Genomic DNA, 19,051 nt, shown 5'->3' with positions numbered 1-19,051 from the left:
AGGGAAGTCCGACGACGGCGCCCTTGGGCACGCCCACGAAGCTGCCCTTCACGGCCGACCCGAAGCGCGCCCCGAAGAACGCGGCCGAGGCCAAGCGGCTCGCCCTCGCGATCGTCGCGGGGCCCGACTCCTGGGGCTCGGACTACGTCAAGCGCACCCCGCACCTCACCGCCGACGACTACTGGCCCGTGCTCGGCGCGCGGTGCACCTGGGAGACCGGCACCCGCCCGGGGAGCGTGCTCCACAGCGTCACCGCCTACAGCGAGATCCCCGCCTCGGCGGGGAGGGGGCTGCTGCGGGTCTCCGCCACCGTCGTCGTCCACCGCACCGAGTCGGACGCCGACTGGGAGATGGCCCAGACACTGGAGGAGGCGCTCCGCTGCCCCGACCAGCAACTGCGCGACGGGGAACGGATCACCGGCTTGATGTCCCTCGGCAGCCCCTTCGGCGTCGGCGGTAACTTCACCGCCGTGGACTCGCTCAGGGAGGCGGGGACGTACGTCAACGACGCGGTCAAGGGCGAGCAGACGTACTCCTGGTACCAGTCCCGCGTCGGACAGGTCACCGTCGCCGCCGTCGTGAAGGGCGCACCCGGCCACGTCGCCAAGGACGTCGACAGCGCTCAGGTCCAGGCCCTGGTGGCCATGGTCGGGCGCGCCGAGGACCAGCTGGAGGTCCAGTCGTGAGCCCCACCGCCCAGCCGGACCCGCAGCCGGAACCCCAGCCGGACCCGCACCCGGAACCTCAGCCCGGTCCACGGCCGGCGCCCCGTCCCGCGGCGCTCCAGCCGCTGCTGACCTCCGACCCGTCGGCGATCGCCGGATACCGCCTCCTGGGCCGGCTCGGCGCCGGCGGCATGGGCGTGGTCTACCTCGGCCGTACGGACAACGGCGAACTCGCCGCGGTGAAGGTCACCCACGCCGACCAGGCCGACCAGGCCGACTTCCGCGCACGGTTCCGCCGCGAGGTCGACGCCGCCCGCCGGGTCTCCAGCCCCTGGGCCGTCCCCGTCACGGGCGCCGACCCGGACGCCCCCGAGCCCTGGATGGCGACCGCCTTCGTCCCCGGGCCCTCGCTCGGCGAGGCGGTCATCGCCCACGGCCCCCTGCCCGAGCGGAGCGTACGGATCCTCGGCGGAGCGCTCGCCCGCGCGCTGGCGGCCGTGCACGCGGCCGGGCTCGTCCACCGCGACGTCAAGCCCGGCAACGTGCTGCTCGCCGTCGACGGCCCGCGCCTCATCGACTTCGGCATCGCGCGGACCACCGGGGATACCGCGCTCACCTCCACCGACATGGTCGTCGGCACCCCCGGCTTCCTCGCCCCCGAACAGGCCGAGGCCCGCGCCGCCGAGATCGGCCCGCCCAGCGACGTCTTCGCGCTCGGCTGCCTCCTCGCCCACGCGGCCACCGGACGCCCGCCCTTCGGTACGGGAGCGGTCGACGCGCTGCTGTACCGCACCGTCCACGACGAGCCCGACCTCACCGGCGTACCCGAGGGGCTCCTCGACCTCGTGCGCGCCTGCCTCGCCAAGGACCCCGCCGAACGGCCCACCGCCGAGGAGATCGCCGCCCGTCTCACGGAGGACACCCCGGGCGCGGCCGCCGACTGGCTGCCCGCCCCCGTCGTCCGGACCATCGCCGAGCGCTCCGCGGCGATGCTCGCCCTGCCCGAGATCGACGCCACCGAGCTCGGGGCGGCATCGGATCCGACCGGTCAAGCCGCCCCCGGGAGACGGAGGTTCCTGCTCCTCGCCTCGGGCGCGGCCGTCCTCGCGGCAGGAGGCGGCGTCGCCGCCTGGGCGGCGCTGCGGGACGACGACAAGGACGGGAAGGCCGCCCCCGGACCGAAGAAGCGGCGCTGGGTCGTCGGCGTCCAGGCGGACCTGACCGGCCCCGCCAAGGACATCGGGCGCGCGCAGGAACGCGGCGTCCGGCTCGCCGTCGAGCGGTTCAACGCCCGCGCGGACAAGCCGTTCACGCTGGAGGTCAAGGTCTCCGACGACGGCGGAGACCAGAGCAAGGCCCTGGCCGCGGCCCGCGTCCTCACCGGTGACCCCGACGTCATCGGGGTCATCGGGCCCACCTCCGACTACACGGGCCTGTCCGCCCTCCCCGCGTACGACGAGGCACTCCTGCCCGTGATCACGGTCTCGGCCGGGCTGAACCTGCTGACCTATTCGGTGGGTGGCCAGGGGCTCTCGATGGTGCAGGCATGCCCGCAGCACATCATCGCCGGCAGCGGCCTCGCCTACTACGTCCTGACGAAGACCCGGAGCATCCGGCCGGGCATCCTCCAGGAGCGGACCGACGACACCTACGCCTGGCAGTACATCGGCGGGGCGAACTTCGGCTTCCGCCAGGGAAAGGTCGTCCCCGTCCCTCGTGTCGTCCCCGGACCCACCACCGACTACAAGCGCGTACTCGGCGGCATGATGGCGGAGGGCATGGACGCCTACGTCCACTGCGGTCTCGCCCCGAGCGCCGCCCTCGCCGCCCGCGCGCTCGACGAACTCGGCTTCACCGGCATGAGGGTCGCCGGGCAGCACGTCTTCGGGCCCCGCTTCCTGGCAGAGGCGGGGGCCGCGGCGGAGGGCTGGCTCCTCGGCGCACCGGTCGTCGACCCCACGACCCGCAAGGAGGCGTCCGCCCTCGTCGGCGCGCACCGGAAGAAGTACGGCTCGGCCCCCGACTACTACACGGGCGAGAACTACGACATGACCAACCTCCTGCTCCAGGAGGTCGAGAAGGCGGCCAAGGGCGGGAAACGTCCCGACCGCAGCACGCTGGTCTCCCCGCTGCGCAAGGCCAAGTACACGGGCGTCATGGGTGGTTACGTCTTCAAGCCCGAGAGCGGACAACTGGCGGCGGCCGGCACCTTCATGTACGTCGTGGAGAACGGACGGTACAAGCCGCTGGAGTTCGCCCCCGCGCTCCCGCCGACGAACAGACGGGTCTGAGAGGTGCGGCCCCTCCGGCCGGCCGATCCCTCGTCGATCGCCGGATTCCGTCTGCTCGGCCGGCTCGGCGCCGGCGGCATGGGCGTGGTCTACCTCGCCCGGACCGCCGGCGGCGGGCTCGCCGCGCTCAAGCTGATCCTCGCCGAGCACGCCGCCGATCCCGGCTTCCGGGAGCGGTTCCGGCGGGAGGCCCGGGTCGCCGAGCGGATCACCGGCCGTTGGGTGGTCCGCGTCCTCGGCTCGGACCCGGAGGCCCGGTCGCCCTGGCTGGCCACCGAGTTCGTGCCCGGCCCCTCGCTCGCCGAGGCGGTCGGCATCCACGGCGCCCTGCCCGAGCCGACCGTACGGGCCCTGGGCGCCCGGCTCGCCGCCGCGCTCAGCGACATGCACGAGGCCGGACTCGTCCACCGCGACGTCAAGCCGGGCAACGTCCTGCTCGCCCTCGACGGACCCCGTCTGATCGACTTCGGCATCGCCCGGTCGGCCGGGGCCACCGCCCTCACCGCCACCGACGCGATGATCGGCACACCCGGCTACCTCGCCCCCGAGCAGGCGCGGGTCACCGGCGCCGACGAGGTCGGCCCGCCGAGCGACGTCTTCTCGCTGGGGTGCGTGCTGGCGTACGCGACGACCGGACGACGCCCCTTCGGCACGGGCGGGGTGGCCGCCGTCGTGTACCGCACCGTCCACGAGGAACCGGACCTCGACGACGTACCGCGGGCGCTGCTGCCGCTGGTGACCGCCTGCCTGGCCAAGGACCCCGGCGACCGGCCCACGGCGGCGGAGGTGCGGACCGCGCTCGGTCCCGCGGACGGCTCCGCCGACGACTGGCTGCCGCCGGGCCTGCCCGCGCTGATCGCGGAACGCTCCGCCCGCGTCCTGGACCTGCCCGTCGCGGAGCCGACCGTCGTGGCGTCCACCGACGGGACCCGCACCTCGCCGTCACGGCGACGCTTCCTGGCCCTCGGATCCGCGGTGGCCGTCGCCGGCGCCGGCGGAGTGACGGCCTTCCTCGTGAACCGCGAGCCGGGCGGCACCGGCACCGCCGGACCACCCGTCGCCCGGCCCTCGTACACGATCGGCGTCCAGACCGATCTGAGCGGGCCGCGCAAGGCGGACGGGCGTGCCCAGGAGCGCGGGGGGCGGCTGGCCGTCGAGACCTTCAACGCCCGTTCCGACCGGCCCTTCGACCTGGTGCTGAAGGCGCGGGACGACGGCGGGGACGCGCGCCGGGCCGCCGCCGTGGCGCGGGAGTTCGTGAAGGACCCCGCCGTCATGGCCGTGGTCGGTCCCACCACCCGCGAGACCGTGGTCGCCGGCGCCGACGCGTACGTCGCGAGCAAGCTGGTCTTCGCGGCCGTGGCCGTCGGCATCGACCAGGGCGACCTTGCCGCCTCGACCATCAGCCCGGTCTACCGCGAGCTGCGCGTCCAGCACGACATGCTGCAACTGCCCGTCACCAGCTTCGCCCTGGTGCGCGGCGCCAAGCAGACGGCCGTGGTCCTGGACCGGGCGGCGGGGGACTACAGCTGGCGTACGGCCAGCTCCGTGAAGAGCACGATGAGCAGCCTGGGCGAGGTGGTGACCATCCATCAGATCGCCGCGCAGGAGGAGGACTTCGGGTCCGTGGTGGGCGAGGCCCTCGCCACCCGCCCCGAAGTCGTGCTCTTCGCGGGCGTCTCCCCGCGCCGTGCCGGACTGTGCGCCAAGGAGCTGAAGCGGCAGGGCTACGGAGGTCTGCGCGGCGGCGTCGAGTACGCCCTGCAGCCGGAGTTCCTCTCCGTCGCGGGTCCGGCCGCCGAGGGCTGGTACTTCGGCACCTCCTACGTCGACCCGGCGCTCGTCCCCACGGCCAGGGCGTTCACCGCCGCCTACCGCAAGCGCTGGGGGCTGTCGGGCTCGGCGCCGGTCGATCGGTTCGCGGTGGAGGCGTACGACGCCGTGACGTGTCTGGCCGAGCGTATGACGAGCCTGGTCTCCGGCCAGCAGCTGGAGATCACGCGGATCGCCGTGCGGGGGGCGGTGCGGACGTTCTCGTTCCAGGGCGTCGCGAAGAAGTACGGCTTCGACACGCAGAACGCGGTGTTGTTCAAGTACAGCGACGGGCTGTTCCTGTACCGGGTCGAGCGGGGCGTCCCGCGCTATCTCGGCCCGTACGCGCAGGTGGCGGAGGACGAGAAGAAGCGGCTCAAGAAGCAGTGAGGGGCGCGGCCCGCTTCCCCGCGGTCCACGCCCCTCGTCTCCGTGCGGTCGGCGGCTAGCCCACCACGGTCCAGGTGTCGTTGCCCGCGAGCAGCTGCCCCAGGTCCCCCTTGCCGTGCTGCTCGATCGCCGTGTCCAGCTGGTCGGCCATCAGCGTGTCGTACACCGGTCGCCGCACCGAGCGGAACACCCCGATCGGCGTCTGGTGCAGGGTGTCGGGGTCGGCGAGCCGCGAGAGGGCGAACGCGGTCGTCGGGGAGGCGGCGTGGGCGTCGTGGACGAGGATCGCGCCCTCGTTCTCCGGGGTGACCGTGACGACCTTCAGATCGCCCGTGGCCGGGTCCCGTACGACTCCCTTGTCCAGGCCCGTGCCGAAGCGGATCGGCTGCCCGTGCTCCAGCCGGATCACGGCCTCCTCGGCCTGGTCCCTGTCCTTCAGGACCTCGAAGGCGCCGTCGTTGAAGATGTTGCAGTTCTGGTAGATCTCCACGAGCGCCGTGCCCGGGTGGTCGGCGGCCTGCCGCAGGACCTCGGTGAGGTGCTTGCGGTCGGAGTCGACCGTACGGGCCACGAAGGACGCCTCCGCGCCGATCGCCAGCGAGACCGGGTTGAACGGTGCGTCCAGGGAGCCCATCGGGGTCGACTTGGTGATCTTGCCCAGCTCGCTGGTGGGGCTGTACTGCCCCTTCGTCAGGCCGTAGATCCGGTTGTTGAAGAGCAGGATCTTGAGGTTGACGTTCCGCCGCAGCGCGTGGATCAGGTGGTTGCCGCCGATGGAGAGCGCGTCGCCGTCACCCGTGACCACCCAGACCGACAGGTCGCGGCGCGAGGTGGCCAGACCCGTGGCGATGGCCGGGGCGCGGCCGTGGATGGAGTGCATCCCGTACGTGTTCATGTAGTACGGGAACCGGGAGGAGCACCCGATGCCGGAGACGAAGACGATGTTCTCCTTCGCCAGGCCGAGTTCCGGCATGAAGCCCTGCACGGCGGCGAGGACGGCGTAGTCGCCGCACCCCGGGCACCAGCGCACCTCCTGGTCGGACTTGAAGTCCTTCATCGACTGGGCGGCTTCGGCCTTCGGCACGAGGTTGAGGAGCGACTCACTCATCGATGGCCTCCTTGAGGGCCGACGCGAGCTGCTCGGCCTTGAACGGCATCCCGTTGACCTGTGTGTGCGACCGGGCGTCGACGAGGTACTCGGCCCGGACGAGGGTGGCGAGCTGGCCCAGGTTCATCTCCGGGACGACCACCTTCTCGTACCGCTTCAGCACCTCCCCGAGGTTCTTCGGGAAGGGGTTCAGATGGCGCAGATGGGCCTGGGCGATCGGCCGGCCGGCCGCCCGCAGCCGGCGGACGGCCGCCGTGATCGGCCCGTAGGTGGAGCCCCAGCCGAGGACGAGGGTCTTCGCACCGTCCGGGTCGTCGACCTCGATGTCCGGGACCTCGATGCCGTCGATCTTGGCCTGCCGGGTGCGGACCATGAACTCGTGGTTGGCGGGGTCGTAGCTGATGTTGCCGGTGCCGTCCTGCTTCTCGATGCCGCCGATCCGGTGTTCGAGGCCGGGGGTGCCCGGCACGGCCCAGGGCCGTGCGAGCGTCTGCGGGTCGCGCTTGTACGGCCAGAAGACCTCGGTGCCGTCCGGCAGCTCGTGGTTCGGGCCGCCGGCGAACTGGACGCGCAGGTCGGGCAGTTCGTCGACGTCGGGGATGCGCCAGGGCTCGGAGCCGTTGGCGAGGTAGCCGTCGGAGAGGAGGAAGACCGGCGTCCGGTACGTGAGGGCGATCCGGGCCGCCTCGACGGCCGCGTCGAAGCAGTCGGCGGGGGTCCTCGGGGCCACGACCGGGACCGGGGCCTCGCCGTTGCGGCCGTACATGGCCTGGAGGAGGTCGGCCTGCTCGGTCTTGGTCGGCAGACCCGTCGACGGGCCGCCACGCTGGATGTCGACGACGAGCAGCGGCAGCTCCAGGGAGACCGCGAGGCCGATCGTCTCCGACTTGAGCGCCACACCCGGGCCGGAGGTGGTGGTGACGGCGAGCGAGCCGCCGAAGGCCGCGCCGAGGGCGGCGCCGATGCCGGCGATCTCGTCCTCGGCCTGGAAGGTGCGGACGCCGAAGTTCTTGTGCCTGCTGAGCTCGTGCAGGATGTCCGAGGCCGGGGTGATCGGGTACGAGCCCAGGTAGAGGGGCAGGTCGGCCTGGCGGGAGGCGGCGATCAGCCCGTACGACAGGGCCAGGTTCCCGGAGATGTTCCGGTACGTGCCGGTGGGGAACGCCCGGGTCGCCGGGGCGACCTCGTAGGAGACGGCGAAGTCCTCGGTCGTCTCGCCGAAGTTCCAGCCGGCCCGGAAGGCGGCCACGTTGGCCTCGGCGATCTCCGGCTTCTTCGCGAACTTCTGGCGCAGGAAGGTCTCGGTGCCCTCGGTCGGCCGGTGGTACATCCAGGAGAGCAGCCCGAGCGCGAACATGTTCTTGGAACGCTCGGCCTCCTTCCGGGACAGCCCGAACTCCTTCAGGGCCTCGATCGTCAGCGTCGTCAGCGGGACCGGGTGCACCTGGTAGGCGTCCAGCGACCCGTCCTCCAGCGGGGAGGTGTCGTAGCCGACCTTGGCCATGGCCCGCTTGGCGAACTCGTCCGTGTTGACGATGATCTCGCCACCGCGCGGAACGTCGCCGATGTTGGCCTTCAGGGCGGCCGGGTTCATCGCGACCAGCACGTTCGGGGCGTCGCCCGGGGTCAGGATGTCGTGGTCCGCGAAGTGCAGCTGGAACGAGGAGACGCCCGGCAGCGTGCCGGCGGGGGCCCGGATCTCGGCGGGGAAGTTCGGCAGCGTCGAGAGGTCGTTCCCGAAGGACGCCGTCTCGGAGGTGAAGCGGTCACCCGTGAGCTGCATGCCGTCACCGGAGTCCCCGGCGAACCGGATGATCACCCGATCGAGTCGCCGGACTTCCTTGTCTTCGCCGTGGTGGGGCGCTGCCGGGACGCTGCGCTGCTCCCCGACCAGGGCCTCACCGGCCTCGCTACTGACCTGGCTGGTCACTGAACTGGACCTCCCTCGCGGCAAGGGTCTCTCCGCCGGAGGCGGGAGAAGGCTCGGGGGACGGTCGGCGCACCGGCCGTCCCGTGGCCCACCCTACGACGGTGAGGGGGGCCTTCCCGGGACTTCTCGCATCGTGGACCTCGTTTTGAGATGCCTCTTCGTGCTGGATTGTCACGTTCTGTCGCCCCCCAGAGTCTTCCGGAAAGTCGCGTTCCGCTCGTCCTTCGGTACTAGGCCCCGCTTGTGCGGGTATCGGCTCGATGTGGCCGGATCCCCGCTCGACTATCTGACAGAGTGTCAGGTAATCAGGAGTTCAGGTAGGTCAGCACCGCGAGTACCCGGCGGTGATCCCCGTCACTCGGAGACAGGCCCAGCTTCAGGAAGATGTTGCTGACGTGCTTCTCCACCGCGCCGTCGCTCACCACCAGCTGCTTCGCGACCGCCGAGTTCGTCCGCCCCTCGGCCATCAGCCCCAGCACCTCCCGCTCGCGCGGGGTCAGATTCGCCAGCACGTCCTGCTTGCGGCTCCGGCCCAGCAGCTGCTGCACCACCTCCGGGTCCAGCGCCGTACCGCCCCTGGCCACCCGGACCACCGCGTCCACGAACTCGCGCACCTCGGCGACCCGGTCCTTCAGCAGATAGCCCACACCCCGGCTGGAACCGGCCAGCAGCTCCGTGGCGTACTGCTCCTCCACGTACTGCGAAAGGACCAGGACCCCCAGCCCCGGGAACTCCTTGCGCAGCCGCACCGCCGCCCGCACCCCCTCGTCGGTGTGCGTGGGAGGCATCCGCACGTCCGCCACGACCACGTCGGGCAGCGCACCCTCACCGGCGAGACCGGCCACGGTCTTCACCAGGGCCTCGCCGTCGCCCACACCGGCGACGACCTCGTGCCCCCGGTCGGTCAGCAGCCGGGTCAGGCCCTCACGGAGCAGCACTGAATCCTCGGCGATGACCACGCGCACCCTGTCCGCCACGTCTTCCACGACCCTGAAGCCCCCATGTTCCGATGTTCTTCCGCGATCGTCCCCAGCATCGCAGCAAGAGGGACGCGCGGGGGTGGCTTGGGGTTCAGGGGTGTGTCAGACGGCGCGGCCGGCGCCCGGCCGCAGGCGCGCGGTGCGCCCGTCGCGCCACGCGGGCCGGTGCCCGGGCCGGTTCAGGCTCGCCAGGGCAGTTCGGCGGTGACCGTCGTCGGACCGCCGGAAGGGGAGTCCACCACGAGGATCCCGTCGACCGCGCCCAGCCGCTCCGCCAGGCCGGCCAGACCACTGCCCGCCGAGGCGTCCGCTCCGCCCCGGCCGTCATCCCCGACCTGCAGCATCATCCGGTCGCCCGCCCGCCACACGTCCACCTGGGCGCGCCGGGCGCCGGAGTGCTTGGACACGTTCTGGAGCAGCTCGGACACGGTGAAGTAGGCGATGCCCTCGATCGCCGGCACCGGCCGGGCCGGAAGATCGACCTCCACGGACACCGGCACCGTGCAGCGGGAGGCGACCGCCGACAGCGCCGCGTCCAGGCCCCGGTCGGTCAGGACCGCCGGGTGGATGCCCCGGGCCAGGTCCCGCAGCTCCTGCAGCGCGGTCTTCACCTCGCCGTGCGCCTCCTCGACCATCCGCGCCGCCGCCCTCGGGTCCTCGGTCAGCTTCTCCTTCGCCAGACCCAGATCCATGGCGAGCGCGACGAGCCGGGCCTGGGCGCCGTCGTGCAGATCCCGCTCGATGCGGCGCAGATCGGCGGCGGCGGTGTCCACGACCACGCCCCGGTCCGTCTCCAGCTCCGTCACCCGGGTCGCGAGCCGCGACGGACCCAGCAGCCCGGAGACCATCAGCCGGTCGACGGCCGCCAGCGAACGGATGATCCACGGCCCGGCGAGCACGAAGAGCAGGCCGACGGCGCTGGTGACGGCGATCTCGAAGGGGGAGTCGAGGTAGAACGCGTGCGTCTCGTCGCCGTACAGCTGGATGCCGTCCTGCCCCGTGTACAGGGGGAAGACCCACTGCCACAGCGGGTACGTGAAGAGGGCCCAGCCGTACGTCCAGAAGGCCACCGAGACCGTGAAGGCGAAGATCGCCCACGGCATGTGGAGGATCGCGTACAGCAGGTGCCGCCAGGACGCGCCGCTCTTCAGCGTCGCCCCCATCCACGCCATCGCCCCGCCCGTGCGGCCCCGTGCCGGAGCGGGCGCCGCCACCTTCAGCCCCAGCAGACCGCGCGCCCGAGCCCGCTCCACGGCGCCGAAGCCCCGGCACATCGCGAGCGCACCGGCCAGGACGGGAATGCCGAGGAAGGTGATCAGGAGACCCGCGCCGGCCGAGACCAGGGCGATGGAGAGGGCGAAGTAGGCGACGCTCAGCGGCAGTCCGAGCACCAGGTAGCCGAACTCGCGCCAGGTGCGCCCCTCGAACGGCGCGCGGATCGCGGCGGGGAGACGGTGAGAGGCCATCGCTGGTGTCCGTTTCTGCAGGAGTGAGGTCGATGTGTCCAAGGGTTCCGCCCCGGCGAGCCCCGGACCATGAGGAAGGTGGGCCTCTGGGTCCGGGGGTTTTCCCTACCCGGGACGGGTGGCTCGCGGCCGGGGCCGGGGCCCGGCGGACGGCCGGTCAGGTCCGGACGGCCGGTCAGGTCGCGGGGCGCGCGCGCCACGGGAGTTCGGCCGTGACCGTCGTCGGACCACCCTCCGGCGAGTCGAGGACGAAGAGCCCGTCCACCGCCCCCAGCCGCTCCGCGAGCCCCGCCATCCCCGTACCGCCGTCCAGCCGCGCCCCGCCGCGCCCGTCGTCCCGCACCTGGAGCAGCAGCCGGTCCTCCCGGCGCCACACCTCCACGGAGGCGGAACGCGCCCGGGCGTGCTTGGACACGTTCTGGAGCAGCTCGGACACGGTGAAGTAGGCGATGCCCTCGATGGCCTCGGCCGGCCGCTCGGTCAGATCGACGGTCACCTTCACGGGGACGGTGCACCGGGCGGCGATCGAGGAGAGCGCCGCGTCCAGGCCGCGGTCGGTGAGGACGGCCGGGTGGATGCCCCGGGCCAGGTCCCGCAGCTCCTGGAGCGCCAGCTTCACCTCGCCGTGCGCCTCGTCGACCATGGACGCCGCCGCCTCCGGGTCCTCCAGAAGCTTCTCCTTCGCCAGGCCGAGTCCCATGGCGAGCGCGACGAGCCGGGCCTGGGCGCCGTCGTGCAGATCCCGCTCGATGCGGCGCAGATCGGCGGCGGCGGTGTCCACGACCACGCCCCGGTCGCTCTCCAGCTCGGCGATCCGCCGTTCCAGCTCGTCGGAGGGCGAGAGCAGGCCGCGCACCATGGCCCGGTCCGCGTTGGCGAGCCCCCGGGCGAGGAAGGGCAGCACGGGCCAGAGCACGATCAGCGAGACGAGGGTGACGGTGAAGGTCACGATGCCCCAGGGCAGCCGGATGAAGCCGTACAGCAAGGTCCGCCAGGCCACCGGGTCCTTCACCGACGCCCACAGCCAGGGGAGGAAGCCGTGCCGGCGGGGGAGCGGGCTGGGTTCCTCCACGCGTACGCCGAGCAGCGCCCGCGCCCTCGCCCGCTCCGCCCGGCCCAGACCGCGGGCGCCCGCGAGACCGAGCGCCAGCAGGGGCAGACCGATCACCGTGACGGACAGCCCGACACCGATGGCGACCGACACCACCGCGTACACGAACCCGACCACTGCGATCGGCAGATTGGCCAGCAGGAAGGAGACCTCCTTCCAGGTGTGCCGGCCGTAGCCGATGCGGGCGGGCGGCAGCCGGTCGCTGTCAGGGGTATCGGTGTCGACGCTCATGGGCCCAAGCCTGCCGGTCCGGAGGCCGGGCATGCCATGGGGTACGTGGGTGGAGGCGAGTAGGGATATCCCCACCCGCTCACTCCGTGGACACGACCGCTTACGGCCTCTTTAACAGGGCCTAGACTCCCGTGCGTACAGATCGTCGAAACGGGCAGGGAGCGAGGGGTGGACGTGCCGGATCCGACCGTACGGGCGGGAATCGGACTCGCGGCGGACTACTTCCAGTCGTACTCCGTCGTCGGGCTGCTGGCTGTCGTCGGCGTGCTCTTCGTCGCCGTCGCGTTCGGCGCGGGCCGACTGCTGCGGCCCGTCGTGCCGACGCCGGAGAAGCTGCTGACCTACGAGTGCGGTGTCGACCCCGTGGGCGAGGGCTGGGCACACACCCAGGTCCGCTACTACGTGTACGCCTTCCTCTACGTCATCTTCGCCGTCGACTCGATCTTCCTCTTCCCCTGGGCGACCGTGTTCGCCGCGCCCGGCTACGGCGCGACGACGCTGGTCGAGATGTTCATCTTCCTCGGCTTCCTGGCCGTGGGACTGCTCTACGCGTACAAGAAGGGCGTCCTGACATGGACGTGACCCCGCTCCCCACCCCCAAGCTGGGCCCGCTGGCCCGGCTGGCGCCCGAGCCGATGAAGGTGGTCCTGAACTGGGGCCGCCGCTACAGCCTGTGGGTCTTCAACTTCGGCCTCGCCTGCTGCGCGATCGAGTTCATCGCCGCGTCGATGGCCCGCCACGACTTCATCCGGCTCGGCGTGATCCCCTTCGCGCCCGGCCCGCGCCAGGCCGACCTGATGATCGTCTCCGGCACGGTGACGGACAAGATGGCGCCCGCGGTGAAGCGACTGTACGAGCAGATGCCCGAGCCCAAGTACGTCATCTCCTTCGGCGCCTGCTCGAACTGCGGCGGGCCCTACTGGGACTCGTACTCGGTGACGAAGGGCGTCGACCAGATCATCCCCGTGGACGTGTACGTGCCGGGCTGCCCGCCGCGCCCCGAGGCGCTGCTCCAGGGCATCCTCAAACTGCAGGAGAAGATCGCGCGCGAGTCCCTCGCGGCGCGGTACTCGGGTCCGTCGGTGGGTCAGCTGACGAGCGGACTCGTCACCCCGCCGAAGCCGGGCGGTGACGACAAGTGAACACGAACGGGTACGACACCCTCCCCGAGGCCGTGACCGAGATCTTCGGCGAGGAGGCGACGGCGGAGCGGGCGTACGACCTGCTGACCGTGGACGTCCCCGTCGGCGCGTGGATCGCGTCGCTGGAGATCGCCCGGGACAAGCTGGGCTGCACCTACTTCGACTGGCTGAGCGCGGTCGACGAGCCGGGCGTGGGCTTCCGGGTCTGCGCGCACGTGGTCGCGCTGGAGGGCCGTCGGGTGCGCCGCCTGCTCGTCCGTACGACGGTTCCGCACGCGGCGGCGACGCTTCCCACGGCCGTGGAGATCTACGCCGGTGCCGCCTGGCACGAGCGCGAGACGCACGAGATGTTCGGCGTCGAGTTCACCGGCCACCCGAACCTCGTTCCGCTGCTCCTGCCGGAGAACTTCGAGGGCCACCCGCTGCGGAAGGACTTCGTCCTGGCCGCGCGGGTCGCGAAGGCGTGGCCGGGCGCGAAGGAGCCGGGCGAGTCCGAGCACGGCGGCCCGAAGCGCCGCCAGATGCTCCCGCCGGGCGTCCCGGACCCCAACGACTGGGGCCCCATGAAGGGCCAGCTCCCCCCTGCCCCGGCCCGCCCGGCCCGGGCGGCCGCGGGCGACCGGCCGCCGCGGCGTGCCCGCACGGCCGCGGACGGCTCGACCACCCAGGCCCCGGAGGCGTCCGCCCCGGCTGCCGAGCCGGCGGCCCGCCCGCCCCGTCGCAGCCGTACGGCGGCGGAGGGCTCGGCGAGTCAGGCGTCGGAGGCGTCCGCCCCGGCTGCCGAGCCGGCGGCCCGCCCGCCGCGTCGTACCCGTACGGCGGCGGACGGCTCGGCGAGTCAGGCGTCGGAGGCGTCCGCCCCGGCTGCCGAGCCGGCGGCCCGCCCGCCGCGTCGTACCCGTACGGCGGCGGACGGTTCGGCGAGCCAGGCATCCGAGCCGGCCACGCCGGAGCCCGGCGGTACGACGGGTCGGGCGGAGCCGGAGGCCCCGCCCCGCACCCGGAGCTCGGACGCCCCGTGGCACCACGCCCGCCCGGCCTTCGACACCCCGACCCCCGAGGCGCCCCCGGCAACGGAAGCCGCACCCGCGACCGAGGCCGAGACGGCACCCGCGCCTGGGGCCGCACCGGCCTCCGAGCCGGCACCGGCCTCCGAGCCGGCACCGGTCTCCGAGCCGGCGCCCACCCCGGAAGCCGAGCCGGCACCGGTCTCCGAGCCGGCGCCCACCCCGGAAGCCGAGCCCGCGTCGGCACCCGTCGCCGAGCCGGAGTCGCGCCCCGCCGCGCAGGACGCCGAGCCGTCCGCCGGGACTGCCACCGAGCCGTCCGCCGGGACTGCCACCGAGGCGTCCGCCGGGACTGCCACCGAGCCGTCCGGTTCACCCGACGCCGACGACACCGCAGACGCCGACGCCGACGCCGACGCAGACGCCGAGACCGACGCCGACAACGACACCCACCCCACCGACCCCACCACCCCCGCCGGAGGCGAACCCGCGTGAACGACGCTCTCGACGTCGCCCTCCGGCTGCTCGTCGTCTTCGCCGTGTTCCTCGTGCTGCCCCTCGTCATCGGGCAGACCGAGCACAAGGTCATGGCCCACATGCAGGGCCGCCTCGGGCCCATGTACGCCGGTGGGTTCCACGGATGGGCCCAGCTCGTCGCCGACGGGGTCAAGTTCGCGCAGAAGGAGGATGTCGTCCCGGCCAACGCCGACCGCCGGATCTTCCAGCTCGCGCCCGCCGTCGCCCTCCTCCCGTACCTCCTCGTCCTCGTCGCCATCCCCATCGGCCCCAGTGAGGGAGCCGTCGGCCAGGTCGTCGACGCGGGCATCTTCTTCGTGCTGGCCGTCATGGGCGTCGGCGTCCTCGGCAGCCTCATGGCCGGCTGGGCCTCCGCCAACAAGTTCTCCCTGCTCGGCGGCCTCCGTACCGCCGCCCAGCTGCTCGCCTACGAGCTCCCGATGCTGCTCACCGCCGCCTCCGTCGCGATGGCCGCCGGCACCGTCTCCCTCCCCGGCATCCTCAACGCCTTCGAGTGGTGGTGGCTGCCCTGGCAGATCGTCGGGGCGATCGTCTTCTTCGTCGCCGGCCTCGCCGAGCTGCAGCGCCCGCCGTTCGACATGCCCGTCGCCGACTCCGAGATCATCTTCGGCGCGTACACCGAGTACACCGGCCTCCGCTTCGCGCTCTTCCTGCTCGCCGAGTACGCGGGCATCGTCGTCCTCTGCGGGCTCACCACCGTCCTCTTCCTCGGCGGCTGGCACGGCCCCTTCGGCGCCGACGGCCTCGGCTGGGTCTGGACCCTCCTCAAGACCGCGATCCTCGCCTTCGTCGTCATCTGGCTCCGCGTGAGCTACCCGCGGCTCCGCGAGGACCAGCTCCAGAAGCTCGCCTGGACGACCCTCGTCCCGCTCGCCCTCGCGCAGATCGCGCTCACCGGCATCGTGAAGGTGGCGATCCAGTAATGGCCATTCCCGGATCAGGTCTCGCCAAGGGACTCGCCGTCACCCTGCGCACGATGACGAAGAAGACCGTCACCGCGCAGTACCCCGACAAGCAGCCCGAGCTCCCGCCCCGTACGCGCGGTGTCATCGGGCTCTTCGAGGAGAACTGCACCGTCTGCATGCTCTGCGCCCGCGAGTGCCCCGACTGGTGCATCTACATCGACTCCCACAAGGAGACGGTGCCCGCCGCCACCCCCGGCGGCCGCGAGCGCAGCCGCAACGTCCTCGACCGCTTCGCCATCGACTTCGCCCTCTGCATGTACTGCGGCATCTGCATCGAGGTCTGCCCCTTCGACGCGCTGTTCTGGTCGCCCGAGTTCGAGTACGCGGAGACGGACATCCACGAACTCACCCATGAACGGGACAAGCTCCGCGAGTGGATGTGGACGGTCCCCGAACCGCCCGCGCTCGACCCACGAGCCGAGGAACCCAAGGAGATCGCCGCGGCACGCAAGGCCGTGGAGAAGGCCGCCGCCGCGGCGGCCGCCGCCGAGGCCGCCCAGTCCGAGGGGGACCAGCAGTGAACCTCGCCGCCGCCACCCCCGGCTTCCTCTCGCCGTCCGGCGTCGAGATCGCCTTCCTCCTCGTCGGCCTCGTCACCCTCGGCGCGGCCGTCGTCACCGTCACCACCCGTCAGCTCGTCCACGCCGCGCTCTGGCTGGTCGTCGCGCTCGGCGGGCTCGCCGTGGAGTACCTCCTCCTCACCGCCGAGTTCATCGCCTGGGTCCAGGTGCTGATCTACGTCGGTTCCGTCGTCGTCCTCCTCCTCTTCGGCCTCATGCTGACCAAGGCGCCCATCGGCCGGTCCCCGGACGCCGACTCGGGCAACCGCCCCGTCGCCCTCGCGGTCGCGCTCGCCGCGGCCGCCGCGCTCGTCTGGGTGGTCGTCGACGCGTTCCGTACGACCTGGATCGACCTGGACGGACCGGCCCAGGGCTCCACCAAGGTGTCCGGAGAGATCCTCTTCCGACACTGGGTGCTGCCCTTCGAGGCCCTCTCGGTCCTCCTCCTCGCCGCGCTGGTCGGCGCGATCGTCCTGTCCCGCAAGAACGCCAAGGAGGCCCGGGACTGATGCATCTCGCCTACCCCGCCGTCCTCGCCGCCCTGCTCTTCTGCGTCGGCCTCTACGGCGTCCTCGCCCGTCGCAACGCGATCCTGGTCCTGATGTCCGTCGAGCTGATGCTCAACGCCGTCAACCTCAACCTGGTCGCGTTCGACGTCTGGCTCCGCGACACCCTCCACGCCGGCCAGGCGCTCACCCTCTTCACCATCGCCATCGCGGCCGCCGAGATCGGCATCGGTCTCGCGATCGTCCTGATGGTCTACCGCAACCGCGGCAGCTCGGACGTCGACCGGCTGCGCGACACGGCGGAGGCGCCCTCCGACGACGAGAAGGCCGAGGCCACCGCGTGACCACGACGACCCTCGCCTTCCTCGTCCCCCTTCTTCCCTTCCTCGGTTCCGTCGCCGGTCTGCTCCTCGGCCGGACCGCGCCCGGCTTCGTCCGGCCCCTCGCCGTCCTTCCGACGCTCGCCGCGGCCGTTCTGGCCGTGCTCGTCGCCGTCCGGCAGGGCGGCGGAAAGACGATCGAGGCCGCCACCCAGCTCACCCCGACGGGCTCGGTCCCCATCGACCTTGCCCTGTACATCGACGGCTTCGCCGCCCTCGCGGCCGTACTGGTCGGCGTCGTCGCCACCTGCGTGCAGGTCTACTCGACCGGGTACCTGAGGGACGACCCGCGCTACCCGTCGTACGCCGCGCTGGTCTCCCTGTTCACCGCCGCGATGCTGCTCGTCGTCTACTCCGGCGACCTGATGGTGCTCCTGGTCGGCTGGGAGATCATGGGCATCTGCTCGTACTTCCTCGTCGGCCACTACTGGGAGACCCCCGAGGCCCGGGCCGCCTCCCTCAAGGCGTTCCTGGTCACCAAGCTCGGCGACGTCCCCTTCCTGATCGGTCTCTTCGCGCTCGCCACCGACGCGGGCACGTTCCGGATCGACGGGATCCTCGGCGCCGTCGCCGCCGGCGGACTCGACCACCCCACCCTCGTCGCGCTGCTGCTGCTCGCCGGCGTGGCGGGCAAGTCGGCGCAGTTCCCCCTGCACACCTGGCTCCCCGACGCCATGGCCGGCCCCACCCCCGTCTCCGCGCTCATCCACGCGGCGACGATGGTCGCCGCCGGTATCTACTTCGTGGCCCGTCTGCTGCCGGTCTTCGCCGAGTCCGCGGCCGCGCTGACCGTGCTCGCCGTGATGGCCGCGGTGACGATGGTCGGCTCGGCGCTCGCCGCGCTCGCCCAGGACGACATCAAGCGGGTCCTCGCCTACTCGACCATCGGCCAGCTCGGCTACATGGCGGGCGCCCTGGCCGTCGGCGACCGGGGTGCCGCCGTCTTCCACCTCATCTCCCACGGCGCCTTCAAGGCCCTCCTCTTCCTCGCCGCCGGCGCGATCATCCACGCCGCCGGTACGAACTCGCTCTCGGCCATGTCCCGCATGAGCGGCCTGACCAAGCGGATCCCCGACGCGTACTGGACGATGACCGTCGCCCTCCTCGCGCTCGCCGCCCTGCCGCCGTTCGCCGGCTTCTTCTCCAAGGAAGCCGTCCTCGTGGCCGCCGAGCACACCGCGCTGGGGGACCGCACCGTCGCCCCCGCCGGCGCCGGCTGGACCGTCCTCGTCGCGGGCCTGCTCACCGCCCTCCTCACCGCCGCGTACGCGGCCCGCCTCTGGCTGCTCGCCTTCCGTGGCCGGGGCGCCGGGGCCCCCGACCACGGTCGCCAGCCGCTCGCCATGACCACCGTCCTGTGGGTGCTGGCCATCCCCTCCCTCGGCTTCGGTCTGAGCGTCACCTACCTCGACGACTGGTTCGACGGCAACGCCCTCACCCCGACCGTCACCACCGCCGTCCTCGGTACGGGCCTCGCCCTCGTCGGCGCCGCCGTCACCTACGCGGTCTGGCGCACCCTCGCCGCCAAGGTCCTGGCGGGCGAGGGCCCGGTCCGTGAGCCGGTCGCGGCGCACGTCGCCCACCCCGACGCCGAGGCGGGCCAGGTCGAGGCCGAGGCGCTGCACCTGCCGCACCCGGCCGAGGACCCGGCCGACCCCGGCCGTGTCCTGCTCGGCCCGCTGCACCGCCACGCGGCCACCGGCTTCCACCTGGACGCCCTCTACACCGCGGTCTTCGTCCGCCCCGTCCTGGCAGCGGCCTCCCTGGTCCGCTTCCTGGACCGCGAGGTCGTCGACACCTACGTGAACGGCGCGGGCACCGGCACCCAGTGGCTCGGATGGCTCGTCCGCCGCGCCCAGACCGGCAACGTGCAGACCTATCTGAGCGCCCTGCTCGCCGGCTCCGTCGTCCTGGCGATCGCCGCCGTACTCGTCGCCGCCGGAGCGTGAGACGTGATCGATATCAGCGAA

General features: G+C 72.5%; 16 protein-coding genes. 11 read left to right on the top strand and 5 right to left on the bottom strand.

Going from position 1 to position 19,051, the window contains the following annotated elements; all coding sequences use genetic code 11:
- Positions 1 to 23 precede the first annotated feature (23 nt).
- The 3 genes from AB0D99_RS18655 to AB0D99_RS18645 are packed head-to-tail and all read left to right on the top strand — an operon-like array spanning position 24 to position 5,158.
- On the top strand, positions 24 to 686 hold the full coding sequence (locus tag AB0D99_RS18655) for a hypothetical protein (RefSeq protein ID WP_362362698.1): 663 nt from the start codon (positions 24 to 26) through the stop codon (positions 684 to 686).
- Complete coding sequence (locus tag AB0D99_RS18650; RefSeq protein WP_362362695.1) at positions 683 to 2,956, top strand: bifunctional serine/threonine-protein kinase/ABC transporter substrate-binding protein; 2,274 nt, start codon at positions 683 to 685, stop codon at positions 2,954 to 2,956. Before AB0D99_RS18655 ends, AB0D99_RS18650 begins: the two co-directional genes overlap by 4 nt.
- Before the next feature lie 3 nt (positions 2,957 to 2,959).
- Entirely contained in the window at positions 2,960 to 5,158 is a 2,199-nt protein-coding gene (locus AB0D99_RS18645) for a bifunctional serine/threonine-protein kinase/ABC transporter substrate-binding protein (protein ID WP_362362692.1), read from the top strand.
- Between the two features lie 55 nt (positions 5,159 to 5,213).
- Here AB0D99_RS18645 and AB0D99_RS18640 read toward each other — a convergent pair whose 3' ends face one another.
- From AB0D99_RS18640 to AB0D99_RS18620, 5 genes are all read right to left on the bottom strand, one after another.
- Positions 5,214 to 6,266: a 2-oxoacid:ferredoxin oxidoreductase subunit beta gene (locus AB0D99_RS18640; RefSeq protein WP_362362689.1), complete on the bottom strand. Its 1,053-nt coding sequence runs from the start codon at positions 6,264 to 6,266 to the stop codon at positions 5,214 to 5,216.
- Positions 6,259 to 8,196, bottom strand: coding sequence for a 2-oxoacid:acceptor oxidoreductase subunit alpha (locus tag AB0D99_RS18635; RefSeq protein ID WP_362362687.1), 1,938 nt, complete (start codon positions 8,194 to 8,196; stop codon positions 6,259 to 6,261). The genes AB0D99_RS18640 and AB0D99_RS18635 overlap by 8 nt, the downstream gene beginning before the upstream one ends.
- 305 nt (positions 8,197 to 8,501) lie before the next feature.
- Positions 8,502 to 9,161 (bottom strand): response regulator transcription factor, encoded by a 660-nt coding sequence (locus tag AB0D99_RS18630; protein ID WP_362362994.1) that lies wholly within the window; start codon positions 9,159 to 9,161, stop codon positions 8,502 to 8,504.
- A gap of 194 nt (positions 9,162 to 9,355) precedes the next feature.
- Positions 9,356 to 10,642 (bottom strand): sensor domain-containing protein, encoded by a 1,287-nt coding sequence (locus AB0D99_RS18625; protein ID WP_362362684.1) that lies wholly within the window; start codon positions 10,640 to 10,642, stop codon positions 9,356 to 9,358.
- A gap of 175 nt (positions 10,643 to 10,817) precedes the next feature.
- A complete protein-coding gene (locus AB0D99_RS18620) occupies positions 10,818 to 11,984 on the bottom strand; it encodes a sensor domain-containing protein (RefSeq protein ID WP_362362681.1) in 1,167 nt (388 codons plus the stop codon).
- A gap of 174 nt (positions 11,985 to 12,158) precedes the next feature.
- Here AB0D99_RS18620 and AB0D99_RS18615 point away from each other — a divergent pair, with 174 nt between their 5' ends.
- The 8 genes from AB0D99_RS18615 to AB0D99_RS18580 are packed head-to-tail and all read left to right on the top strand — an operon-like array spanning position 12,159 to position 19,030.
- Positions 12,159 to 12,566 carry an NADH-quinone oxidoreductase subunit A gene (locus AB0D99_RS18615; protein ID WP_362362991.1) on the top strand — a complete coding sequence of 136 codons (408 nt, stop codon included), beginning with the start codon at positions 12,159 to 12,161 and terminating at the stop codon, positions 12,564 to 12,566.
- A complete protein-coding gene (locus AB0D99_RS18610; protein ID WP_362362678.1) occupies positions 12,557 to 13,126 on the top strand; it encodes an NADH-quinone oxidoreductase subunit B family protein in 570 nt (189 codons plus the stop codon). Before AB0D99_RS18615 ends, AB0D99_RS18610 begins: the two co-directional genes overlap by 10 nt.
- Positions 13,123 to 14,628 (top strand): NADH-quinone oxidoreductase subunit C, encoded by a 1,506-nt coding sequence (locus AB0D99_RS18605; RefSeq protein ID WP_362362675.1) that lies wholly within the window; start codon positions 13,123 to 13,125, stop codon positions 14,626 to 14,628. Before AB0D99_RS18610 ends, AB0D99_RS18605 begins: the two co-directional genes overlap by 4 nt.
- A complete protein-coding gene (locus AB0D99_RS18600; protein WP_362362672.1) occupies positions 14,625 to 15,593 on the top strand; it encodes a complex I subunit 1 family protein in 969 nt (322 codons plus the stop codon). The genes AB0D99_RS18605 and AB0D99_RS18600 overlap by 4 nt, the downstream gene beginning before the upstream one ends.
- Positions 15,593 to 16,156: an NADH-quinone oxidoreductase subunit I gene (locus AB0D99_RS18595; protein ID WP_362362669.1), complete on the top strand. Its 564-nt coding sequence runs from the start codon at positions 15,593 to 15,595 to the stop codon at positions 16,154 to 16,156. Before AB0D99_RS18600 ends, AB0D99_RS18595 begins: the two co-directional genes overlap by 1 nt.
- On the top strand, positions 16,153 to 16,704 hold the full coding sequence (locus AB0D99_RS18590; RefSeq protein WP_362362666.1) for an NADH-quinone oxidoreductase subunit J: 552 nt from the start codon (positions 16,153 to 16,155) through the stop codon (positions 16,702 to 16,704). The genes AB0D99_RS18595 and AB0D99_RS18590 overlap by 4 nt, the downstream gene beginning before the upstream one ends.
- Complete coding sequence (gene nuoK, locus AB0D99_RS18585) at positions 16,704 to 17,045, top strand: NADH-quinone oxidoreductase subunit NuoK (RefSeq protein ID WP_362362664.1); 342 nt, start codon at positions 16,704 to 16,706, stop codon at positions 17,043 to 17,045. Before AB0D99_RS18590 ends, nuoK begins: the two co-directional genes overlap by 1 nt.
- Positions 17,042 to 19,030: an NADH-quinone oxidoreductase subunit L gene (locus tag AB0D99_RS18580; protein WP_362362661.1), complete on the top strand. Its 1,989-nt coding sequence runs from the start codon at positions 17,042 to 17,044 to the stop codon at positions 19,028 to 19,030. Before nuoK ends, AB0D99_RS18580 begins: the two co-directional genes overlap by 4 nt.
- Positions 19,031 to 19,051: the final 21 nt, after the last annotated feature.

The organism is Streptomyces sp. NPDC047971, assembly GCF_040653355.1.
Taxonomy (GTDB): domain Bacteria; phylum Actinomycetota; class Actinomycetes; order Streptomycetales; family Streptomycetaceae; genus Streptomyces.
The sequence above is the reverse complement of the archived record's forward strand: the minus strand, read 5'-3'. Positions and strand labels throughout refer to the sequence as shown.

Excerpts from the sequence above, each read along its gene's own strand:
- AB0D99_RS18640 (WP_362362689.1), bottom strand. The coding sequence starts at position 6,266 with ATGAGTGAGTCGCTCCTCAACCTCGTGCCGAAGGCCGAAGCCGCCCAG.
- AB0D99_RS18625 (WP_362362684.1), bottom strand. The coding sequence starts at position 10,642 with ATGGCCTCTCACCGTCTCCCCGCCGCGATCCGCGCGCCGTTCGAGGGG.
- AB0D99_RS18620 (WP_362362681.1), bottom strand. The coding sequence starts at position 11,984 with ATGAGCGTCGACACCGATACCCCTGACAGCGACCGGCTGCCGCCCGCC.
- AB0D99_RS18610 (WP_362362678.1), top strand. The coding sequence starts at position 12,557 with ATGGACGTGACCCCGCTCCCCACCCCCAAGCTGGGCCCGCTGGCCCGG.
- AB0D99_RS18595 (WP_362362669.1), top strand. The coding sequence starts at position 15,593 with ATGGCCATTCCCGGATCAGGTCTCGCCAAGGGACTCGCCGTCACCCTG.
- nuoK (WP_362362664.1), top strand. The coding sequence starts at position 16,704 with ATGCATCTCGCCTACCCCGCCGTCCTCGCCGCCCTGCTCTTCTGCGTC.